This is a genomic window from Pedobacter sp. AW31-3R, from assembly GCF_052180285.1.
Lineage (GTDB): Bacteria > Bacteroidota > Bacteroidia > Sphingobacteriales > Sphingobacteriaceae > Pedobacter.
Genome location: NZ_CP197475.1, coordinates 181,437 through 201,530, shown reverse-complemented (window position 1 = coordinate 201,530; position 20,094 = coordinate 181,437). Strand labels below are relative to the sequence as shown.

Here is a 20,094-nt window from a genome sequence, read left to right as displayed (position 1 = left end):
AAAACATATGTTTTTATAGGGTTATGAAGCTGACACGAAAACCGTTACTCAAATTCTGACTGTAAGATACTAATAACTTCTTTAATAGTTTCTTCTTCCAGGTCAGTTCTTTTTACTAATTCATCTACTGATAAAGCCAGTACACTTCTCGCCGTATCACAACCAATCGCTTTCAATTCGTCAATGATCCAGCTATCAATCTCATCTGAGAATTCTTCGATATCCACATCTTCGTCCTCTTCACCAGCTTCGCGGTATACATCAATTTCATAACCGGTTAATTTACCGGCAAGTTTGATATTGTGTCCCCCACGACCAATTGCAAGAGAAACCTGATCTGGTTTCAGATAAACAGAGGCATGTTTGGTTACATCATCAAGCTTGATTGAAGTGATTTTTGCAGGACTTAAAGCTCTGGTAATATACAATGAAATATTATTAGTAAAATTGATCACATCAATATTTTCATTCTTAAGCTCTCTCACAATACCGTGAATACGTGAACCTTTCATCCCTACACAGGCACCGACAGGGTCAATTCTGTCATCATAAGATTCTACAGCCACTTTAGCACGCTCTCCGGGTTCACGGACAATCTTTTTAATGGTAATTAAACCATCAAAAATCTCAGGAACCTCAATCTCGAACAAGCGCTGCAGGAAGTCTGGTGCTATCCTGGAAATGATAATCTTAGGCGTACTGTTCATCATGTCCACTTTCAGAATCACCGCACGTACAGTATCTCCCTTTTTGAAATAATCTGCTGGTATCTGTTCTGTTTTAGGCATCATCAACTCATTGCCTTCATCATCCAGTACCAGTGTTTCTTTTTTCCAGACCTGATAAACTTCTCCCGTTACAATCTCTCCAACCCTGTCCTTATATTTCTTAAAGATCTCGTCTTTCTCTAATTCCAAGACTTTAGATACCAGTGTCTGGCGCGCAGCTAAAATAGCCCTGCGGCCAAAGCTCTCTAAAGTAATCTGCTCAATGTAGTCGTCACCAACCTCCATATCTGCATCCAACTGTTTTACCTCTGCAAGTTCAATTTCCAGATCGTCATCCTCAGAAAAGCCATCTTCCATCACTTTTCTTGTGCGCCAAATCTCTAAATCCCCGTTATCAGGGTTAACAATTACATCACAATTCTCATCAGTACCATATTTCTTGCGCAGCATACTGCGAAATACCTCTTCCAGCACACTTATCACCGTGGGACGGTCGATGTTCTTGAATTCTTTAAATTCTTGAAATGAATCGATTAAATTAATATTGCTCATTTTTATTTAAATGAAATTAAAACCTTTGTTTCTATTATTTTACTTAAGTCCAGACTGGTTTCAACCAATTGAGCCTTTTTACCTTTTTCTTTTACTTTCGCTTCAATGGTAATCGACTGGTCACTTACTTCAAGTAACTCCCCTTCTTTCACCTCACCACCTTCCAGCTTTACACTCACCTCACGGCCAATGTTCTTTTCATATTGTCTTTTCAACCTTAAAGGCTCCCCAACACCAGGTGAAGAAACCTCTAAATTATAGGCCTTTTCAATGGTATTTTCTTCCTCCAGATGAAAACCCACATGTCTGCTGATCGCTGCGCAATCCTGGATGCTGATTCCTTCATCACCATCCACATGAATTATAAGTTTGTTGTTAGGCAACATTTTCACCTCAACTAAAAATAATTCCGGTCTGTCCGAAATCTTTTCCTCTACTAATTCTTTTACTCTCTTTTCTACTTGCATAAAACGATTTGTGGATAAAAAGAAAAGAGGGGACTTCTGCCCCCTCTTGCCCCTCTATTACAGCGCAAATGTAAGAATTTTATTTCAAAAATAAAAACTAATGCAGACGCTAAATTAGGCCTGACCTTTTATATCTCTAATTTAAAAAATCCGGAGATAGCATAAAAGAAAAAAATAATTTTTCATGGAGACCGGCATCACTTCTTTTTCCTGGATAAATATTCATCCTATCTGAGGAATAGTAACAACAGACCTCGGATGTCAGCAAAACAAACCTAAAAGATGAACAGATAAGCTGCAAAAAATATCAAATTCACCTTTCGAAGGCCAGCCCCAGGCTTGCTGCAATTCTGCCAGGAATTTTAAAACTAACGCCTGAGCAGCACCTGATGGGGCTGAACAGCTGGCTTACCTCTTAATAGTTTCAGAAAAGCCCCCGATCCGGAATTTAGATAAGAAACAACCAGATAATTCTTTCCAGGGACAAATGGTTCTTTTGGCTGAAAGATAATTACACTATCCTTCAGCAATAACCTTCCGGGAACGGCAACTTCCATGCCTAAGGAATCATCTTCTGCAGGGGTGTCAAGAACAGTCAGCACACTTGAAAAAGCCGTGTCTATTCCTGGCGTATTTTTAATAGTAAGCAATCCGGCCGGATCGACACCTGCTAAAACTATAGCCGTACGATCCGCAGAAAAACGGATTAAAACTGGCTTGTTATTTGCAGACGAACAGGAGAATAAACACCATAGCGCTGCTGAAAAAAAAGGCAATCCTATAATACGCTTAAACATTTTATAAATCTAATCATTATGAAACTCATAATTGAAATTTTATTAGCCGGACTGGCCATGTTGCTGGGTTCCTACCTGGTTCCCGGAGTCCAACTGGATGGTTTTGGAGCTGCCATTATTGCAGCCGTGCTTATCGCCATTGCCAATGCGACTATTGGCCTGATGCTCAGATTACTCACTTTCCCAATCAACTTCCTTACACTGGGACTGATGTCATTCATTATCACCGTGCTGATGATTTTGCTGGTTGACAACATGATGACAGGCTTTAATGTGAGCAGCTTTTTCTCTGCTGCCTTTCTCGCTATTGTAGTGGCACTGATCAAAGCTATATTTGGTGCAATGCTGGGTAGCGAGGACTAAATATCCTGCTCAAAACCTTATTGAATGCAGGCAAAGTCAACACCTGAGCTTCAATAAGGTTTTTCCCAAAGAAGAAATATTTTATTTAAGGATTTCGCGTGAAATCACCATTTGCTGGATCTCTGAGGTGCCTTCATATATCTGGGTAATTTTGGCATCACGCATGAGTCGCTCCACGTGGTACTCTTTGACAAACCCATAACCTCCATGAACTTGCACAGCTTCCACAGTAACGTTCATAGCTACTTTAGATGCGTAAAGCTTTGCCATTGACCCCGCGAGGGTATAGGGAAGCCCCTGATCTTTCAGCCATGCCGCTTTATAAACCAACAACCGTGCTGCTTCTATCTGTGTGGCCATATCTGCCAGTTTGAAGGCAATTGCCTGATGTTCATAAATGGGTTTTCCAAACGATTTCCGCTGTTTGGAATAGTCAAGTGCCAGCTCATATGCACCGGCAGCAATGCCCAATGCCTGTGCAGCAATACCGATCCGTCCCCCCTCCAGGGTTTTCATCGCAAATTTAAATCCAAAACCATCTTCACCAATCCTGTTTTGCTTAGGTACTTTTACATCATTGAACATCAGCGAATGGGTATCAGATCCACGGATACCCATCTTATTCTCTTTTGGCCCAATAGTAAAACCTTCCATCCCCTTTTCCACAATAAAGGCATTTATTCCTTTATGCTTCAACTCAGGGTGTGTCTGGGCAATAACAAGATAGATACCAGCAGTACTTCCATTGGTAATCCAGTTTTTTGTACCGTTTAACAAATAGTAATCGCCTTTATCTTCCGCAGAAGTATGCTGCGAAGTTGCATCAGAACCTGCTTCAGGCTCAGAGAGGCAGAATGCCCCTATCTGCTGACCAGCAGCTAAAGGTTTAAGATATTTCTCTTTCTGGTAGTCGGAACCAAAAGCTTCCAGACCAAAACAAACCAGCGAATTATTAACAGAAACCACAACCGAAGTAGAAGCATCTATTTTGGAAAGCTCCTCCATGACCAATACATAAGAAACCGCATCGAGTCCGCTTCCTCCATACGCCTCAGGTACCATCATTCCCAGAAAGCCCAGCTCCCCGAGCTTCTTCACCTGCGCTTCAGGGAATTTCTGGTGTTCATCCCTTTCGATCACACCAGGCTTTAATTCCGTAAGGGCAAAATCCCTTGCAGCCTGCTGAATCATCAATTGTTCTTCACTTAGTTGAAATAGCATAATAATTATATTTTAAAAAATACATTTCACCAAATTTAGTATTTCCAAACTGGAATTACTATGGCAGCATAGTATTAAAAGATAAAAAGCTTTTCAGACCTGGCTTTAACCAGCAGCTAAAACGTTTTCGCTGTTATTTTAAAAGGTGATTATTGTCATCAGGAAAGACCAGAACAGGCTTATATTGCTTTGCTTCTTCCAAAGGAAGCGAGCCATAAGACATAATAATAAGAATGTCTCCAACCTGTACCAGACGGGCTGTTGCCCCGTTTAGACATACAGTACCTGTACCCCTTTCACCTTTGATAACATAAGTTTCAAATCTTGCGCCATTGTTATTGTTGACAATCTGAACCTTCTCGTTGGCAATGATCTGCGCAGCATCCATCAGATCTTCATCAATGGTAATGCTGCCTACATAATTCAATTCTGCCTGTGTTACCCTAACACGGTGTATTTTCGATTTTAATATCTCGATAATCATCTTGCAAAGTTAGCTATAATTGTGTTGAAATGAAGTAAATGATGTCAGTTAAGAATCATGTTGTCTATCAGCCTGGTTTGTCCAACCTTTGCGGCAACCAATGCAACAAGGTTAGGCGTTTCCTTATTATTCTCCGGCAAAAGCGTCTCCCCATTTGCGATCGTAAAATAGTCCAGTTCCACTCCCTCTGCTTCATTAATGATAGTTTCAGCACCTTTTAACAAGTCTTCTACTGTAAATTCTTCAAAGCGCTCTTGTACATATTTCAGGGCTTCAGACAAGACCAACGCATTCTTTCTGTCCTCAGACGATAAATGAATGTTTCTGGAACTCATTGCCAGTCCGTCATCTTCCCTAATAATCGGGCAGGAAACAATCTGAATAGGAAGCTTAAAGTAAGCTACCATATGGCGAATCATCAGCACCTGCTGAAAGTCCTTTTGCCCAAAAAAAGCCAGTTCCGGCTCTACGGCATCAAAAAGTTTCTTAACGATCTGTGTAACCCCCTGATAATGGCCTCTGCGGAATTCTCCTTCCAGCAGGAATTCCGCATCACCCAAATCGATGTGCCAGTTTTCCTTTGTAGGATACATTTCCGTGACCGCAGGCATAAAGACATAGTCACAACCTGCTTCCTGCAGCATTTCAATATCATGCTGTAATGGCCTTGGATATTTTTCCAGGTCTTTCGGATCAGTAAATTGGGTGGGGTTAACGAATATACTGCAAACTACCACATCGGCATTTTGCTGAGCTATTTTAATGAGGGAGACATGTCCCTTGTGCAAAGCACCCATGGTAGGCACCAAAGCAATTTTCTGTTGAGCCAATTTTCGTGGCTTCAGCAACATTTTTAATGCTGCTATCGTGTTTATAACTTCCAAACCGGGCTGTAAAATTTCAAATCCAAAGTTGGTCATTTATATAATACCAACAAAACTTAACAGCCAGTTATTGATAAATTTGAATAAAATGCTTACCTTTGCCCCTTGATAATCTTTTCTTTAACATAAATATTTATTCAAGAATATGGAGATGGCAAAAACGAAGCTACTGATTGTTACACACGAGATGTCGCCTTTCCTCGAACTTACTAAAATTTCAGACATTACCCGTCAGTTACCACAGGCAATGCAGGAAAAAGGATTTGAAATCCGCATTCTGATGCCGAGATTCGGGAACATCAATGAAAGAAGGAACAGGTTACACGAGGTGATTCGTTTATCTGGTATGAACATTATGATTGATGACAATGATAACCCGCTGATCATCAAAGTGGCTTCAATACCGGCGGCACGCATGCAGGTTTATTTCCTCGACAATGAAGATTACTTTCAACGCAAGTATGTATTCAAAGACAAAGAGAACAAGTTTTATGCAGACAATGATGAAAGAACCATCTTCTTTTGTAAAGGCGCGCTCGAAACTGTTAAAAAATTAGGCTGGGCACCGGATATTGTCCACTGCCATGGATGGATGACCGCCCTTGTTCCTGCGTATATTAAAACATCTTACAAGAATGACCCTACATTTAAAAATGCAAAGGTTGTTTATTCCATTTATGAAAACTGCTTTACAGAATCCCTGAATGCAGACTTACACAAGAAAGCAGTGATGAACAACATGACTGCAGAAGACACAAAAGTATTTGAAAACCCTGACTGCAATACCCTGCACATCGGAGCGGTAACTTACTCTGATGCAGTAGTATTAGCTGACGAGAACCTTGATGCCAATGTGTTAAAATTTGTTAAAGATTCAAATAAACCAACTTTAGCTTTTAATTTAACCGAAAATTTCGAGAACTTCTATTCTTTATATGAGGAAATCTCGAATGATGAATTGGTTTCAATAGCATAAACTCAGGTATTATTAAATTAAATATGAAATTTACAAAACTAGACTTATTGACCCTGTTGATAAGTCTTTTTCTTTTCTCGTCTTGTAAAGATTCCAGCAACATCGGACTGGAAACTGACGGCAGTTCTGCAACAATAGGAACATTATTGGATACGGTTACAGTGCAATCCCAAACACTGGCGGATATTCCTACCACTACAGCAGGCCTCAGCAGATATCCGCTAGGCGAAATGAATGACGATGTATTCGGAAAAACCACCGCAAGCCTTGCCATGGCCGTTGGCGTACCCTCTTCAGTTGATTTTAGAAATTCAACCAATGCAGTGAATGCCACAGTCGACTCTGCTGTGCTTATTCTTCCTTATGCCACTGGCCATTTTTATGGAGACAGCACCGCAACTTACAACATTTCTGTAAGTCAGCTGAGCAGCGATATTGTACAGAGCCCCTCTTTTTTAAGTAATAAAGAGTACCCTTCAAATGAACAATTAGGCACTTTCTCGGCAAGTATCAGACCGACAACAAGGCCTGTCATTTCAACCATTGTTACAGGTGCCGCAGATACCAATATTACAGTAGCCCCCCAAATACGCATAAAGCTAAATAAAGACCTTATTCAATCAAAAATCGTTGCGCTTGATTCTGCCACGTTGTCCACTGCAGCAAGATTCAACAATGCATTCAAGGGACTGAAAGTTGATGCCTCTGTTGCTTCCGGAAAGGGCGGAATGATATTTCTGGACTTTTCTTTAGCAACAGTAACCGATTCAACCGGAGCCTATATAGCTATTTATTACAAACAGCCCAATGCTACCACAGCTACACAAATTGACACCCTGGTATCAAGATTTCCCATTACATCCGCAACAGCAACGCCAGTTGCTGCAACTATAAAACATGATTATACGGGTACCGAAATTGAAAACCAACTGGCAAATCCAACGGTACAGTATGATAAGACGTATTTACAGGCCATGAGTGGTATAAGGAATAAAATAACTTTCCCTTATCTAAAAGATCTAGTCTCAAAGGTAGGCGCTAAAATGATCGTCACAAAAGCAGAATTGGTCGTTGATACCTATAATCCTGCAGATTCCATTCCATTTAAGATCTCACCTGTTCTTACATTTTATAAGAATGATATAGCAAATCAGAGAATCCAGGTACAGGACAATAATCCATATAATGCAACTACCAATTCCACTGGTGATTATCGTACATATGTGTTTCAACAAAATGGAGGTTTTTTTGGTGGAGGATATGATTATACTAAAAAAAGTTACACATTAACACTCACAAATTATGTACAGGATATCATAGATGGCAAGGTAGAGGATTACGGGACGTATATCGCGCCGATATCAACAACAGATACTAACCCGCTGAACTTATATCCTTATGCGACTTCAGCCAGCCGGGCAGTAATCGGATCATTCATCAACAGTTCAAGAAGAATAAGACTGAACATTTACTATGTAAAATCTCAGCAATAAGTAAACTATACAATATATAAAAAAGGCGGCCTGAATTGTCAGGCCGCCTTTTTTATATAGTATGCTTTTTTAAAAAGGCAAATCTCCCGCCACGCCTGGAGCATCCAGGTAATCATTTTCACTTTTCGGAGTTGCACTTCCAACAGGCGTGTTCTCAAAATCACTACGCCTGCCAAGGATCGTAAAGTTCTCTGCTACAACTTCCGTGACATATTTTTTAATCTTTTCACGGTCTTCAAATGATCGTGTACGCAATTTTCCCTCAATATATACTAGCTTTCCTTTTTGCAAATACTTAGACGCGACTTCGGCAAGCCCTCTCCATAGCACAATATTATGCCATTCCGTTTGCTCAATTCTTTTGCCGTCTTTGTTATAGGTTTCTGACGTTGCCAAAGGGAAACTGGCAACGGTAACACCACCATCTAAGTGGCGAACTTCAGGATCTTTACCTAAATGTCCTACTAAAATTACTTTGTTAATACCTGACATGAATTTGGAGTTTACTATTCGTTAAAATAGAAGTTAATAAATTTGGTTAGCACTTTTGGTTGCGGAAGTTGATCAAAGTCAGCCCAGGAGACCCACCTTTTTTCCGCTGTAATATTAAAGTTAATAATATAATTATCTAAAGCAAAAAACTGGACATATATAATTTGGTGAGTTAATAAATGTTTCATTTGCACCAAAGGTTTAACCACAACACCAGCTCCGAATCTTTGTTTAACTAATTTAATAAAATTTTTATCCTCAATATTTACAGCTAAATCCATCTCTAAACGGGGAAAGTCATACAAATTCTGCCAGATATCATCCTCTGTTCTTTGGTTCACGAGCACACTATCTCTATCCTCACAAACGAAATAATTAATATGACGGATTCTGATTTTTGTTTTTTTCAGTTTTACTGGCAACATATTGACTAAACCCATATTTTTAGCATAACAATCTAGCTGCAGCGGACAAATCTGGCAGTTGGGCGATTTAGGCTTGCACTGTAATGCACCGAACTCCATGATCGCCTGGTTATACTGAGCAGGGTCATCGGTATAGAGCAGTGATTTTGCAAGTGCCGTAAATTGTTTCTTTCCTTCCGTGCTGTTTATCGGCAATTCTACACCGAAGTAACGGGACAGCACACGGAAGACATTGCCATCCAGTACCGCCTGTGCCTCGCCTGAAGAAAAGGAAGAAATTGCAGCCGCTGTATATTCTCCTATGCCCTTCAGCCTGATGAGTTCATCATACCTTACCGGAAATATTCCCTCATACAATTCTACAATTTGCCTTGCCGTAAATAACATATTCCTGCCCCTGGAATAATAACCCAGTCCCTGCCATAATTTGAGGATTTCCGTTTCTGTTGCTGCAGCAAAAGCGGTTACAGTCGGGTATGCTGCGAGAAAACGGTTAAAATACGGCATTCCCTGTTCTACCCTCGTCTGCTGCAAGATAATCTCCGATAACCATATCACATACGCATCAGTTGTATCGCGCCATGGCAACGCTCTTTTGTGGTCAGAATACCATTTTATAATCTCTTCCTGAAATGTCATAACCTCAAAAGTACATTCTTATCCCCAAATTTCAACGTTACAAATTCAGCATTTAAACGTTATGAATTGACCTTCAACACAAAACTTGCAATTGCCTGATAGAAATTAAGACAAATAATTGATCTTTTATTTTCCTATCTCATTAAAAAGCAATACTTTTGCAACCCCAAATCACTTATAATATTAAACACACAATAAATTAATAATAGAAAATATGACTAAGGCAGATATTATTTCAGAAATATCAACGAAAACAGGAATTGAGAAAGTAGATGTACAAGAAACCGTTGAGGCGTTCTTCAAGGTGATCAAGAGCAGCATGATCGGTGGCGAGAATGTATATGTAAGAGGTTTTGGAAGTTTTGTTGTTAAAAAAAGAGCACAGAAAACTGCAAGAAATATTTCAAAGAATACAGCAATCATTATTCCGGAGCATTTTGTACCAAGTTTCAAACCAGCAAAAGTTTTTGTTGACAAAGTGAAAAACAACTCAAAAAAACTGAGCGTAGAAGCTTAATCCAACAATGATGAATACTATCCGGTCGAAACAAATTATAGCCATCAGCGCAGTATTGCTGCTTATCGCATTTTTGTTTACAAGAGATATTAAGGGATTAGTGAAGCCTAAAGAGGAAACGACTGGAGTTCCTGCTGCGAGTCAGCTTACATCAAGCGCTAACGCGATTAATTTAGCAGCTGTGTCCACCGCTGCTAAAAACTCCATTAATGCGAACATAGCCGCAGAAATCACGGCATTGGAAAACACATATAACAGTGCTTCCGGTGAAGAGAAAACCAATGCAGCGAAAGTTCTGGCAGATAAATGGGATGATGTTGAACAATCGGTACCCAGTGCATTGTACCTTGAAATTATTGCCAACGATAACAAGACACTAAACAACTGGTTAGCGGCAGGTGGTAAGTTCATGAAAGCTTTTGATACGACACAGGACAGTTTGATCTCTCCTGCGTTATTGGAAAAAGCAAATGCAGCGTATACCAATGCTGTTTCACTTGACTCGACAAATCTCGAGGCCAAAACCGGACTGGGAATTACCATCGTAAATGGCATGGGTGCCCCAATGTCAGGGATAGCGATGTTACTGGAAGTAGTGAAGAAGGATCCTGCAAACATCAGGGCGAACATGAGTCTTGGAACCTTTGCCATCAAATCAGGACAATTTGATAAAGCAATTATCAGGTTCAAGGATATTATTGCCATGAAGCCTTCACCGGATGCTTATTTTTATCTGGCTACAGCACATGAAAACCTAGGCCAGAATGAGGAAGCTGTAGCGGCTTACCTGAACAGTAAAAAATTAGCTGCAAACCCAACCTTATCTGCATTTATTGATAAGAAAGTAGCCGAGCTGAAAAACAAAAACTAATAAACAGATTTAAAAAATATTTAAAATTTTAAGATTATGCCAAGCGGTAAAAAAAGAAAAAGACATAAAATGGCTACCCACAAACGTAAAAAACGTTTAAGAAAAAACAGACATAAGAAAAAATAGGATTTTATTCTTATTGATTAACGGCTGATAGATACTGAGTGAATACTTAGTATCTATTAGTCGTTGATACGTTTTTTATTTATTCAGTCCATGTGTTTAATAAGGGATTTAAACCCCTTGAAATGTATAGCTTTTGGTAAAGGAATTAATTATCGATTCAACTCCCGCGGGAGTAACCATAGCTTTGATTGAAGATAAACAACTTGTAGAACTTCATAAAGAACTCATCAACACGAATTACGCCGTTGGCGATATTTATTTAGGCCGCATAAAAAAAATCATGCCGGGACTAAATGCTGCGTTTGTTGATGTGGGTTATGAGAAAGATGCATTTTTGCATTATTTCGATCTTGGTCCGCAAGTTCAATCTTTGTTAAAGCTTACAAAAATTAAGCGGAATGGCACTGTTAGTGGAACACTATTAGATAATTTAAAGCTTGAAGCCGATATCAATAAGGCAGGCAAAATATCTGAGGTAGTCGCCAAAAACATGCTTATACCTGTTCAAATAGCCAAAGAGCCTATTTCAACTAAAGGTCCGCGTTTAAGCTCTGATCTTTCTATTGCAGGACGTTATATTGTATTAGTCCCCTTTTCTAATGTAATTTCAATCTCGAAAAAAATTAAAAGCAATACTGAACGTAATCGTTTAAAAAAGATTATCGAAAGTATAAAGCCTAAAAATTTTGGTGTCATTATCAGAACCGTTTCTGAAGGCAAAGGGGTCGAAGAATTACAGAAAGATTTGCTGGACTCTGTTTCCAAATGGGAAAAGTTTATTAAAAAACTTCCTGAAGCGGAACCATCGAAACGTGTGTGGGGTGAAATGGATCGTACTTCAACTTTGATACGTGATATTTTAAGTACCGACTTCACCAATGTGTACGTAAATGACCTTAATCTTTTCGAAGATATCCGTTCTTACGTACACGAGATTTCTCCCGAAATGGAGAAAATTGTGAAGCCATACAAGCACAAAGAACCAATCTTTGAGCATTTCGGTATTGAGAAACAAATTAAGAATGGCTTTGGCAAGACCGTAAACCTTGCCGGTGGAGCTTATCTTGTTGTGGAACATACAGAAGCGCTGCACGTTATTGATGTAAACAGTGGCAACAGAACTGCGAGCAAGGAAAATCAGGAAGACAATGCTTTACAGGTAAACAAGGAGGCAGCTAAAGAAATTGCACGCCAGCTTAGGTTACGTGATATGGGCGGTATAGTGGTGATAGACTTTATCGACATGCACAAACCTGTAAACCGTAAAATGCTGTTCGATTATCTGAGAGAACTCATGCAGCTCGACCGTGCGAAACACACGATCCTGCCGCCAAGTAAATTTGGTCTCGTACAGATTACCCGTCAGCGTGTACGCCCTGAAATGAATATCGTTACAAACGAAGTTTGTCCGATGTGTCATGGTACCGGTGAGATTAAAGCCAGTATTGTTTTAATGGATGACATTGAAAACAATCTGAACTACATTTTACAGGAACAAAATGAGAAAAATATTACGCTCTGTGTACATCCGTTTATAGAAGCGTTTATTAAAAAAGGAATCTATTCCTTACAATGGAAATGGTTCTTTAAATACGGACAAAGAATTAAAGTAAAGTCGGTTCCGTCTTACTTATTAACAGAGTTTCATTTTATCTCTTCCAAAGACGAAGAAATAAAATTGTAACCGTTTTCAAAACATAATGGAAAGCCTGATTACTGAGACAGTAGTCAGGCTTTTTCATTTTTAACCAGCTAACCAAATGCCTGAGGTAACCAGGAAGAGCAGTAATCAGCCCTCTTCAGGATTGAAAAATTAGGCAGATTTCATTTATAAAGTTTAAATTCGTTATCTAAATCTATCATCAATTGGCTAAAACTAAATCAGCATATTTCTGCCAGAGCTGCGGATATGAATCTGCTAAATGGCTGGGCAAATGCCCGTCCTGTAACTCATGGAATACCTTTGTAGAAGAAATCATCGAAAAACCAGGAGCAAATGTCCCTGTATGGCAGTCCTCCGGCAGTACCAAAAAGCTGAATAAACCCAACAAAGTAAACAATATAGAAACCACTGCGGAGCACAAAGTGTCTACGAGCGACCTGGAACTGGACAGGGTGCTTGGCGGCGGACTTGTAGCAGGCTCAGTAGTGCTTATTGGTGGGGAACCAGGCATCGGAAAATCAACTCTGATGTTACAGCTTGCGCTGAACATTGCAGGCAGAAAGGTATTGTATATCTCTGGTGAAGAAAGTGAACAGCAGATCAAAATGCGTGCGGAAAGGATCACAGAAAGCCCAACGGCAGATTGTTATATTCTGACAGAAACCTCTACACAGCATATCTTCAAACAAATAGAGGCCCTGGAGCCTGATATCGTCGTAGTCGATTCCATTCAGACCCTGCACTCGTCTCATATCGAGTCTACACCAGGAAGTGTTTCCCAGGTGCGGGAGTGTACGGCAGAATTGATACGTTTCGCCAAAGAAACAGGTGTTCCTGTGTTCCTGATTGGCCACATCACTAAGGATGGTGCCATTGCTGGCCCTAAAATCCTGGAACACATGGTAGATACCGTTCTGCAATTTGAAGGCGACCGCCATCATATTTACCGGATTTTACGTTCTATTAAAAACCGTTTCGGTGCTGCTGCTGAATTAGGGATTTATGCCATGCATAGCGGTGGATTAAGGCAGGTGTCCAATCCTTCAGAAATCCTACTTTCCCAAAGGGACGAAGAGCTGAGTGGAATTGCCATTTCAGCTACCTTAGAAGGCGCAAGACCGATGTTAATCGAAACGCAGGCATTGGTGAGTGCAGCAGCATTTGGAACACCCCAGCGGTCTGCTACCGGCTTTGATACCAAAAGAATGAATATGCTCCTTGCTGTCCTCGAGAAAAGATGCGGCTTTAGGCTCAGCACAAGGGATGTATTCCTGAATATTGCCGGAGGTATCAAAGTAGAAGACCCAGCAATTGACCTGGCTATTGTAGCGGCCATCATCTCCTCACACGAAGATATTTCCATCTCTTCAAAAATCTGCTTTGCAGCGGAGGTAGGCTTATCAGGGGAGATCAGGGCGGTGAACAGAATTGAACAACGCATTTCTGAAGCTGATAAACTGGGATTCGACCGGATATTTGTCTCCAATTATAATTTAAAAGGATTGGTAACGGATAAATATACGATTGAAATTACCGGAGTAAGTAAGATAGAGGATGTCTTTTCTTTACTGTTTGGGTAAAATTTTCAGCACATTCTACTCGGTATTGTTGTAATATTTTAATATTTTTACCTGACATTAAGTACAGAACAAAGAAATATTTACCTAAATCCTATAGATATGTTCATTATTGCCATTGTTCTTATCATTATTCTTATTATCGGAATCAGTTTTTATAACGGCCTGATTGCAAAAAGAAACCAGGTTGCCAATGCTTTTTCTGCTATTGACGTGATGCTGAAAAAACGGTATGACCTGATCCCAAACCTGGTTCAGACTATAAAACAATATACCGGTTATGAAGAGCGGGTATTGACACAGATTACAGATCTGCGGACCAAAGCGGCTGCAGGACAACTGACCAACCAGGAAAAGATTGACCTGGATAAACAGATGGGTTCTGCTGTTAACGGCATGATGGTGACAGTCGAGAATTATCCTGACCTGAAAGCCAACCAAAATTTCATGAACCTGCAAACCACCTGGACAGAAAGTGAAGAACAGATTGCTGCAGCAAGAAGAAATTACAATTCCTCGGTAACTGCCTACAATAATGGGATCATGATGTTCCCGGGTAGCATTTTCGCAGGGATGTTAAATTATCAACCCTTTCCCGTCATTGAAAATACGGTAGAAGAAAGAAAAAATATAAGCGCCAAAGATTTATTCAATAGCTAATGGCACTGGAAAACGACGCAGCCCTGCAAGGGATATTACAGGAGTTGGAAGTCGAACGCCTACGTGTGTCCAAGGCGAACGTACGTTCCTTTGTTATTATCGGAGCAGGGATAGGATTTCTGCTAGTGGGTATTTTTGTGTTCCCCTTGCCTCCATGGGGCTTTTTTATTGGGATAGGGATAGTCATTGCAGGCATCGTGATGAAGTGGCGTTCAGTCCCGGCAGAAAGGGCTTATCAGGATTCCTTTAAAAGGAAGGCGATAGGTGCCGCGTTAAGAACGATAGATAGCAGCCTGACCATTTCCCCCTTGGAAGGTATGTCGGAGAAACAGTTTGTCGACACACAATTATTCGCCCAGACACCACACAGGTATCACAGTGAAGATCAGGTCAGTGGAAAGGCCAACAAAACCAGCTTCGTCTTTTCCGAAGTGCATGCTGAATATAAAACAGAAACAAAAGACAGCAAAGGCAGAAGACAGGAACACTGGCATGAGATTCTTAAAGGAATTGTTTTTACAGCGGATTTTAATAAACATTTTCATGGGGTTACAGTTGTCAGACCCAGTGACATGGGCAGCAAAATTGGGGGATGGATAAAAAAGGCAGTACCGATCTTCTTCTCCCGGAAAAGTACGGAAGTAGAACTGGAGAATATAGAATTTTCCAAGACCTTTATTACCCATTCTACGGATCAGATTGAAGCCCGCTATATCCTTACCCCCTCCATGATGGATAAAATATGTGCACTGGACGCTAAATGTCGTTATACCATTTCCCTTTCATTCATAGACAGTAAAATGCACATTGCCTTTCCACTGACGGAAAATTATTTTGAGGGGCCTGTTTATAAAAGCCTGCTGGAACCATCATGCCTGGAGCGCGACATCTCTTTAATCCGGTTTATGTACGGAATAGTTCAGGAACTGGACTTGAATACCCGCATATGGGGGAAAGAATAAGAGCAGAAAATATACTTTGATCACCTAACGCCTGACCTAAGTTTCACAACATCTCTCCAATAATTAAACAATAGTACAGAATCCTTATTTTTTGAAGAAAAACAAGAAATTAAAAAAGGGTAGCCTTGTTAATGAGCTACCCTTCTAAATGAGATACTGGATCCTTTTACAGGATTTCAGTTATTTTGATAAATACATTGACTTGTTTTTATACAATTGTCTGAAGTAAGGATCCTCCAGGTCTTTAATGAAACGGATAGACTCTCCGGTCGATTTCATCTCCGGCCCTAACTCTTTTGGCACTTCCGGGAACTTATCATAAGAGAAAACAGGTTCTTTAATCGCATAGCCCTGAAGTTTACGTTCAATAGTGAAATCTTTCAGTTTATTCACACCCAACATTACTTTAGCAGCGATATTGATATAAGGAACATCGTAAGCCTTAGCGATGAAAGGAACAGTCCTGGAAGCCCTGGGATTCGCTTCAATTACATATACTTTTTCATCTTTTACCGCAAACTGGATGTTTAACAGACCGATGACATTTAAAGCTTTGGCAATTTTCTTCGAATAGGCTTCCATGCTGCTGATTACCGTATCGGAAAGACCGAAAGGTGGCAACACCGCGAATGAATCACCAGAGTGGATACCGGCAGGCTCAATGTGCTCCATTAACCCTACAATATGTACATCTTCCCCGTCACTGATTGAATCAGATTCCGTTTCTTCTGCCCTGTCAAGGAAATGGTCAATCAACACCCTGTTTCCAGGTAAATCGCCCAATAGTTTCACTACTGCTTTTTCAAGATCTTCATCGTTGATCACAATGCTCATGCCCTGTCCACCCAATACATAACTCGGACGAACCAATACCGGGTACCCTACTTCGTTGGCTACAACAATAGCCTCTTCAGCATTTTCTGCAACCCCGTATTTCGGATAAGGAATATCCAGTTCTTTCAGTAAGTCAGAGAAACGTCCGCGATCTTCAGCCACATCCATATCATTGTAGGCAGTTCCGATAATTTTGATGCCATTCTCATGAAGTTTTTCTGCCATTTTAAGTGCAGTCTGACCACCCAGCTGTACAATTACACCAACTGGATTTTCCAGTTCAATAATCTCACGTACATGCTCCCAGAATACAGGCTCAAAGTAAAGTTTATCAGCCATATTGAAATCGGTCGAAACCGTTTCAGGGTTACAGTTGATCATGATGGCTTCAAAACCTGTTTCTTTAGCGGCAAGCAAACCATGTACACAGGAATAGTCAAATTCAATTCCCTGACCAATACGGTTAGGGCCAGAACCCAATACGATTACTTTCTTTTTATCACTTGGAACCGATTCGTTTTCTTCTTCAAATGTAGAGTAATAATAAGGTGTCTTTGCAGAGAATTCCGCTGCACAGGTATCCACCATTTTATACACACGCCTGATTCCCAAAGCTTTTCTGCGTTCGTATACTTCATCTTCCGTAACATTCCCCAGCAGGTAAGAAATCTGGATATCGGAGAACCCTTTTTGTTTCAGGGTGAAGAAGAAATCTTTTGGCATATTGGTCAGTGAATAACGTTTCACTTCTGTTTCCAAATGTACCAATTCCTGGATCTGCGCAAGGAACCATTTGTCGATCTTAGTGACTTTGCGGATAGACTCCAGTGGAACTCCCATGCTCATGGCATCCTTGATCAGGAATAAACGGTTCCAGCTTGCATGCTCTAAACCATGCATAATATCTTCAATATTCCTGTTGTGTCTTCCATCGGCACCTAAACCTGCGCGACCGACTTCAAGACTCTGACAAGCTTTCTGCAGTGCTTCAATGAAGTTACGGCCAATAGCCATGACCTCACCTACAGATTTCATCTGCAAGCCAAGCTGCATGTTCGCACCTTTAAACTTGTCAAAGTTCCAACGGGGTACTTTTACAATTACATAATCCAGCGTAGGCTCGAAATAAGCCGAAGTGGTTTTGGTAATCTGATTTTCAATTTCATCCAGGTTATAACCGATAGCCAGTTTGGAAGCAATTTTAGCAATTGGATAACCTGTTGCCTTACTTGCCAGCGCTGATGAACGGGAAACCCTTGGATTAATTTCGATAGCAATGATGTCATCATTATCCGGATTAACAGAGAACTGAACATTACATCCTCCGGCGAAATTACCAATGGCACGCATCATCTTAATAGCCTGGTTACGCATTTCCTGGTAACAGCTATCAGATAAAGTCATCGCTGGTGCCACCGTGATAGAATCTCCTGTATGGATTCCCATCGGATCGAAGTTTTCGATGGAACAGATGATAATTACGTTATCATTGCTGTCCCTTAACAACTCCAGCTCATATTCTTTCCAGCCCAATACTGCTTTTTCTACCAGTACTTCGTGTGTTGGAGAAGCTTCTAAACCGCGTTTTAATGCAGCATCAAATTCCTCTTTTTTATGCACAAAACCTCCGCCGGAACCACCCAGCGTATAAGAAGGGCGAATCACCAATGGATAACCGATTTGCTGTGCAGCTTCTTTACCTTCCAGGAATGAATTGGCAATTTTTGAAGGGGCAACACCTACACCTATATCCACCATTAACTGGCGGAAAGCTTCCCTGTTTTCTGTTTTTTCAATTGCAGCAACATCAACACCAATAATCCTGACGCCATATTTTTCCCAGATACCTTGCTCCTCAGCTTCAACGCACAGGTTCAAGGCAGTCTGGCCACCCATGGTAGGTAATACTGCATCAATTTTCCGCTCTGTCAAAATCTGCTCAATAGAAGCTACAGTCAGCGGTCTGAGGTAAACATGGTCTGCAATGACCTTATCCGTCATAATCGTAGCCGGATTGGAGTTGATAATTGAAACTTCAATTCCTTCTTCTTTAAGGGATAATGCAGCTTGGGATCCTGAGTAATCAAACTCACAGGCTTGGCCAATAATAATAGGTCCAGATCCGATAATCAATACTGAACGTATGGAGGTGTCTTTGGGCATAAGGCTTTAAAAAAGTCTAAAGTATTGTTAAGTAAAAAATTGTGGTCAATTAAGACCTGATAGCGGGCGGGAAGTATTTTGCTATGGAAATAGAATCCCGACTGTTCTGTCGGGATGCAAAGTTACGTTTTTAGAAGATACAAATGCATATTTTTTAAAAAATGAAATTAACCCTAAAAGAGAAGACGTCATGATAGCGTCAAGAAACACGATCTCCTCTTTTTCAGCAGTGAATCCAGTACTATATACCTGTGATTTCCGTTCTTTTTGCAATGGTCTCCCAGAGATGAATTGAGACCATGTTTGGATAACGTAATGCTAAATAATTAAACTGAGCCAGAAATACAGTTTTTATTTATCTACACGATTCCAAATGATTAAAAGCATCTGCCTTAATGCATTAGAGGCAGATACTATTCTTCATAAATAGTTTGTTTGGTTTATTATCCGGCATGGGACGTTCATCCCTGCCGGATTTTTTATGAAGGTTTTATCCAGAATGATAGCGTGTCTGTCAAGATTTTATACCGCTTTAATCCGAAATGTATTCACAATTAGTTTAGGATAATTACATTTGGCCCTTATGATGTTAACAATGATGGCAAACCTGAAGGAGGGGATGGATTTCTTAATTCAGTCGGGCTGGCTGGAATGGGCAGGTGTATTCACCGGGATATTATGTGTGTGGCTTGCCGCAAAAAATAACATTTACAACTGGCCAATTGCTATTGTAAGTGTACTGATCTATGTTTTGATATTTTTCGAAACCCGCCTGTATTCCGATATGGGGTTACAGGTGTACTTCTTAATCATGAATATTTATGGCTGGTATTTCTGGACAAAAAAGAAGAATACACAGGAACAAACGATCCCGGTAAGTACCATTAAACAAAAGGAAATCATCATTTCCATCATTGCAATTCTATTGCTGACCGTAATCCCGGGATTTCTACTTCATCAGAATACAGCGGCGGCCTACCCTTATATCGATAGTTTCTGTACGGCATGTAGTCTCGTGGCACAGGTTTTCCTGGCCAGGAAAGTATTGGAAAACTGGCTGATCTGGATCTTTGTCGATATCATCTATGTAGGTGTATACCTGTCAAAAGGTCTATATCCTACAGCAATGATGTACACCCTGTACATTTATATTGCCTGGATGGGTTATAAGGGTTGGAAAAAAACATTAGCATAAAAAAT

The 20,094-nt window shown here is 40.4% G+C and carries 19 protein-coding genes; 10 read left to right on the top strand and 9 right to left on the bottom strand.

Annotation, left to right across the window (positions count from 1 at the left end; all coding sequences use genetic code 11):
• Positions 1–44: 44 nt before the first annotated feature.
• The 3 genes from nusA to ACSBL2_RS00830 all read right to left on the bottom strand — a co-directional run bounded on the left by nusA (position 45) and on the right by ACSBL2_RS00830 (position 2,544).
• Positions 45–1,280, bottom strand: a complete 1,236-nt coding sequence (gene nusA, locus ACSBL2_RS00840; protein ID WP_442589782.1) for a transcription termination factor NusA — start codon at positions 1,278–1,280, stop codon at positions 45–47.
• 2 nt (positions 1,281–1,282) lie between these two features.
• Positions 1,283–1,747, bottom strand: a complete 465-nt coding sequence (rimP, locus tag ACSBL2_RS00835; protein WP_442589781.1) for a ribosome assembly cofactor RimP — start codon at positions 1,745–1,747, stop codon at positions 1,283–1,285.
• 368 nt (positions 1,748–2,115) lie between these two features.
• Positions 2,116–2,544 (bottom strand): hypothetical protein, encoded by a 429-nt coding sequence (locus ACSBL2_RS00830; RefSeq protein ID WP_442589780.1) that lies wholly within the window; start codon positions 2,542–2,544, stop codon positions 2,116–2,118.
• 18 nt (positions 2,545–2,562) lie between these two features.
• Between ACSBL2_RS00830 and ACSBL2_RS00825 the strand changes: the two genes are divergently transcribed.
• The gene (locus ACSBL2_RS00825) at positions 2,563–2,907 is read left to right on the top strand and encodes a phage holin family protein (protein WP_442589779.1); all 345 of its coding nucleotides are present in this window, start codon (positions 2,563–2,565) and stop codon (positions 2,905–2,907) included.
• Positions 2,908–2,988: 81 nt separating this feature from the next.
• Here the strand turns inward: ACSBL2_RS00825 and ACSBL2_RS00820 are convergent, their stop codons facing one another.
• From ACSBL2_RS00820 to panC, 3 genes are all read right to left on the bottom strand, one after another.
• Positions 2,989–4,128 (bottom strand): acyl-CoA dehydrogenase, encoded by a 1,140-nt coding sequence (locus ACSBL2_RS00820; RefSeq protein WP_442589778.1) that lies wholly within the window; start codon positions 4,126–4,128, stop codon positions 2,989–2,991.
• A gap of 133 nt (positions 4,129–4,261) precedes the next feature.
• Positions 4,262–4,612, bottom strand: coding sequence for an aspartate 1-decarboxylase (gene panD / locus ACSBL2_RS00815; protein WP_442589777.1), 351 nt, complete (start codon positions 4,610–4,612; stop codon positions 4,262–4,264).
• A gap of 44 nt (positions 4,613–4,656) precedes the next feature.
• Entirely contained in the window at positions 4,657–5,496 is an 840-nt protein-coding gene (panC, locus tag ACSBL2_RS00810) for a pantoate--beta-alanine ligase (protein ID WP_442589776.1), read from the bottom strand.
• A 151-nt stretch (positions 5,497–5,647) separates the two neighbouring features.
• Between panC and ACSBL2_RS00805 the strand changes: the two genes are divergently transcribed.
• Together ACSBL2_RS00805 and ACSBL2_RS00800 are read left to right on the top strand one after the other, a co-directional pair.
• A complete protein-coding gene (locus tag ACSBL2_RS00805) occupies positions 5,648–6,472 on the top strand; it encodes a glycogen/starch synthase (RefSeq protein WP_442592261.1) in 825 nt (274 codons plus the stop codon).
• Positions 6,473–6,495: 23 nt separating this feature from the next.
• The gene (locus ACSBL2_RS00800) at positions 6,496–7,965 is read left to right on the top strand and encodes a DUF4270 domain-containing protein (protein WP_442589775.1); all 1,470 of its coding nucleotides are present in this window, start codon (positions 6,496–6,498) and stop codon (positions 7,963–7,965) included.
• Positions 7,966–8,034: 69 nt separating this feature from the next.
• Here ACSBL2_RS00800 and ACSBL2_RS00795 read toward each other — a convergent pair whose 3' ends face one another.
• Both ACSBL2_RS00795 and mutY read right to left on the bottom strand, forming a co-directional pair.
• Positions 8,035–8,457 carry a single-stranded DNA-binding protein gene (locus ACSBL2_RS00795; protein WP_442589774.1) on the bottom strand — a complete coding sequence of 141 codons (423 nt, stop codon included), beginning with the start codon at positions 8,455–8,457 and terminating at the stop codon, positions 8,035–8,037.
• A 14-nt stretch (positions 8,458–8,471) separates the two neighbouring features.
• The gene (gene mutY / locus ACSBL2_RS00790) at positions 8,472–9,521 is read right to left on the bottom strand and encodes an A/G-specific adenine glycosylase (RefSeq protein ID WP_442589773.1); all 1,050 of its coding nucleotides are present in this window, start codon (positions 9,519–9,521) and stop codon (positions 8,472–8,474) included.
• A gap of 214 nt (positions 9,522–9,735) precedes the next feature.
• On the opposite strand from mutY, the gene ACSBL2_RS00785 reads away from it, so the two are divergent.
• The 6 genes from ACSBL2_RS00785 (at position 9,736) to ACSBL2_RS00760 (ending at position 15,897) form a co-directional block, all read left to right on the top strand.
• Positions 9,736–10,038: an HU family DNA-binding protein gene (locus tag ACSBL2_RS00785; protein ID WP_041883022.1), complete on the top strand. Its 303-nt coding sequence runs from the start codon at positions 9,736–9,738 to the stop codon at positions 10,036–10,038.
• A gap of 7 nt (positions 10,039–10,045) precedes the next feature.
• The gene (locus ACSBL2_RS00780) at positions 10,046–10,909 is read left to right on the top strand and encodes a tetratricopeptide repeat protein (RefSeq protein ID WP_442589772.1); all 864 of its coding nucleotides are present in this window, start codon (positions 10,046–10,048) and stop codon (positions 10,907–10,909) included.
• 259 nt (positions 10,910–11,168) lie between these two features.
• On the top strand, positions 11,169–12,719 hold the full coding sequence (locus ACSBL2_RS00775; protein ID WP_442589771.1) for an Rne/Rng family ribonuclease: 1,551 nt from the start codon (positions 11,169–11,171) through the stop codon (positions 12,717–12,719).
• A gap of 182 nt (positions 12,720–12,901) precedes the next feature.
• Complete coding sequence (gene radA / locus ACSBL2_RS00770) at positions 12,902–14,278, top strand: DNA repair protein RadA (protein ID WP_442589770.1); 1,377 nt, start codon at positions 12,902–12,904, stop codon at positions 14,276–14,278.
• A gap of 99 nt (positions 14,279–14,377) precedes the next feature.
• Positions 14,378–14,935, top strand: a complete 558-nt coding sequence (locus ACSBL2_RS00765) for a LemA family protein (protein ID WP_442589769.1) — start codon at positions 14,378–14,380, stop codon at positions 14,933–14,935.
• A complete protein-coding gene (locus tag ACSBL2_RS00760) occupies positions 14,935–15,897 on the top strand; it encodes a DUF3137 domain-containing protein (protein ID WP_442589768.1) in 963 nt (320 codons plus the stop codon). The genes ACSBL2_RS00765 and ACSBL2_RS00760 overlap by 1 nt, the downstream gene beginning before the upstream one ends.
• A gap of 180 nt (positions 15,898–16,077) precedes the next feature.
• Here ACSBL2_RS00760 and carB read toward each other — a convergent pair whose 3' ends face one another.
• Entirely contained in the window at positions 16,078–18,894 is a 2,817-nt protein-coding gene (gene carB, locus ACSBL2_RS00755) for a carbamoyl-phosphate synthase large subunit (protein ID WP_442589767.1), read from the bottom strand.
• A 583-nt stretch (positions 18,895–19,477) separates the two neighbouring features.
• Between carB and pnuC the strand changes: the two genes are divergently transcribed.
• The gene (gene pnuC / locus ACSBL2_RS00750; protein ID WP_442589766.1) at positions 19,478–20,089 is read left to right on the top strand and encodes a nicotinamide riboside transporter PnuC; all 612 of its coding nucleotides are present in this window, start codon (positions 19,478–19,480) and stop codon (positions 20,087–20,089) included.
• Positions 20,090–20,094 lie beyond the last annotated feature (5 nt).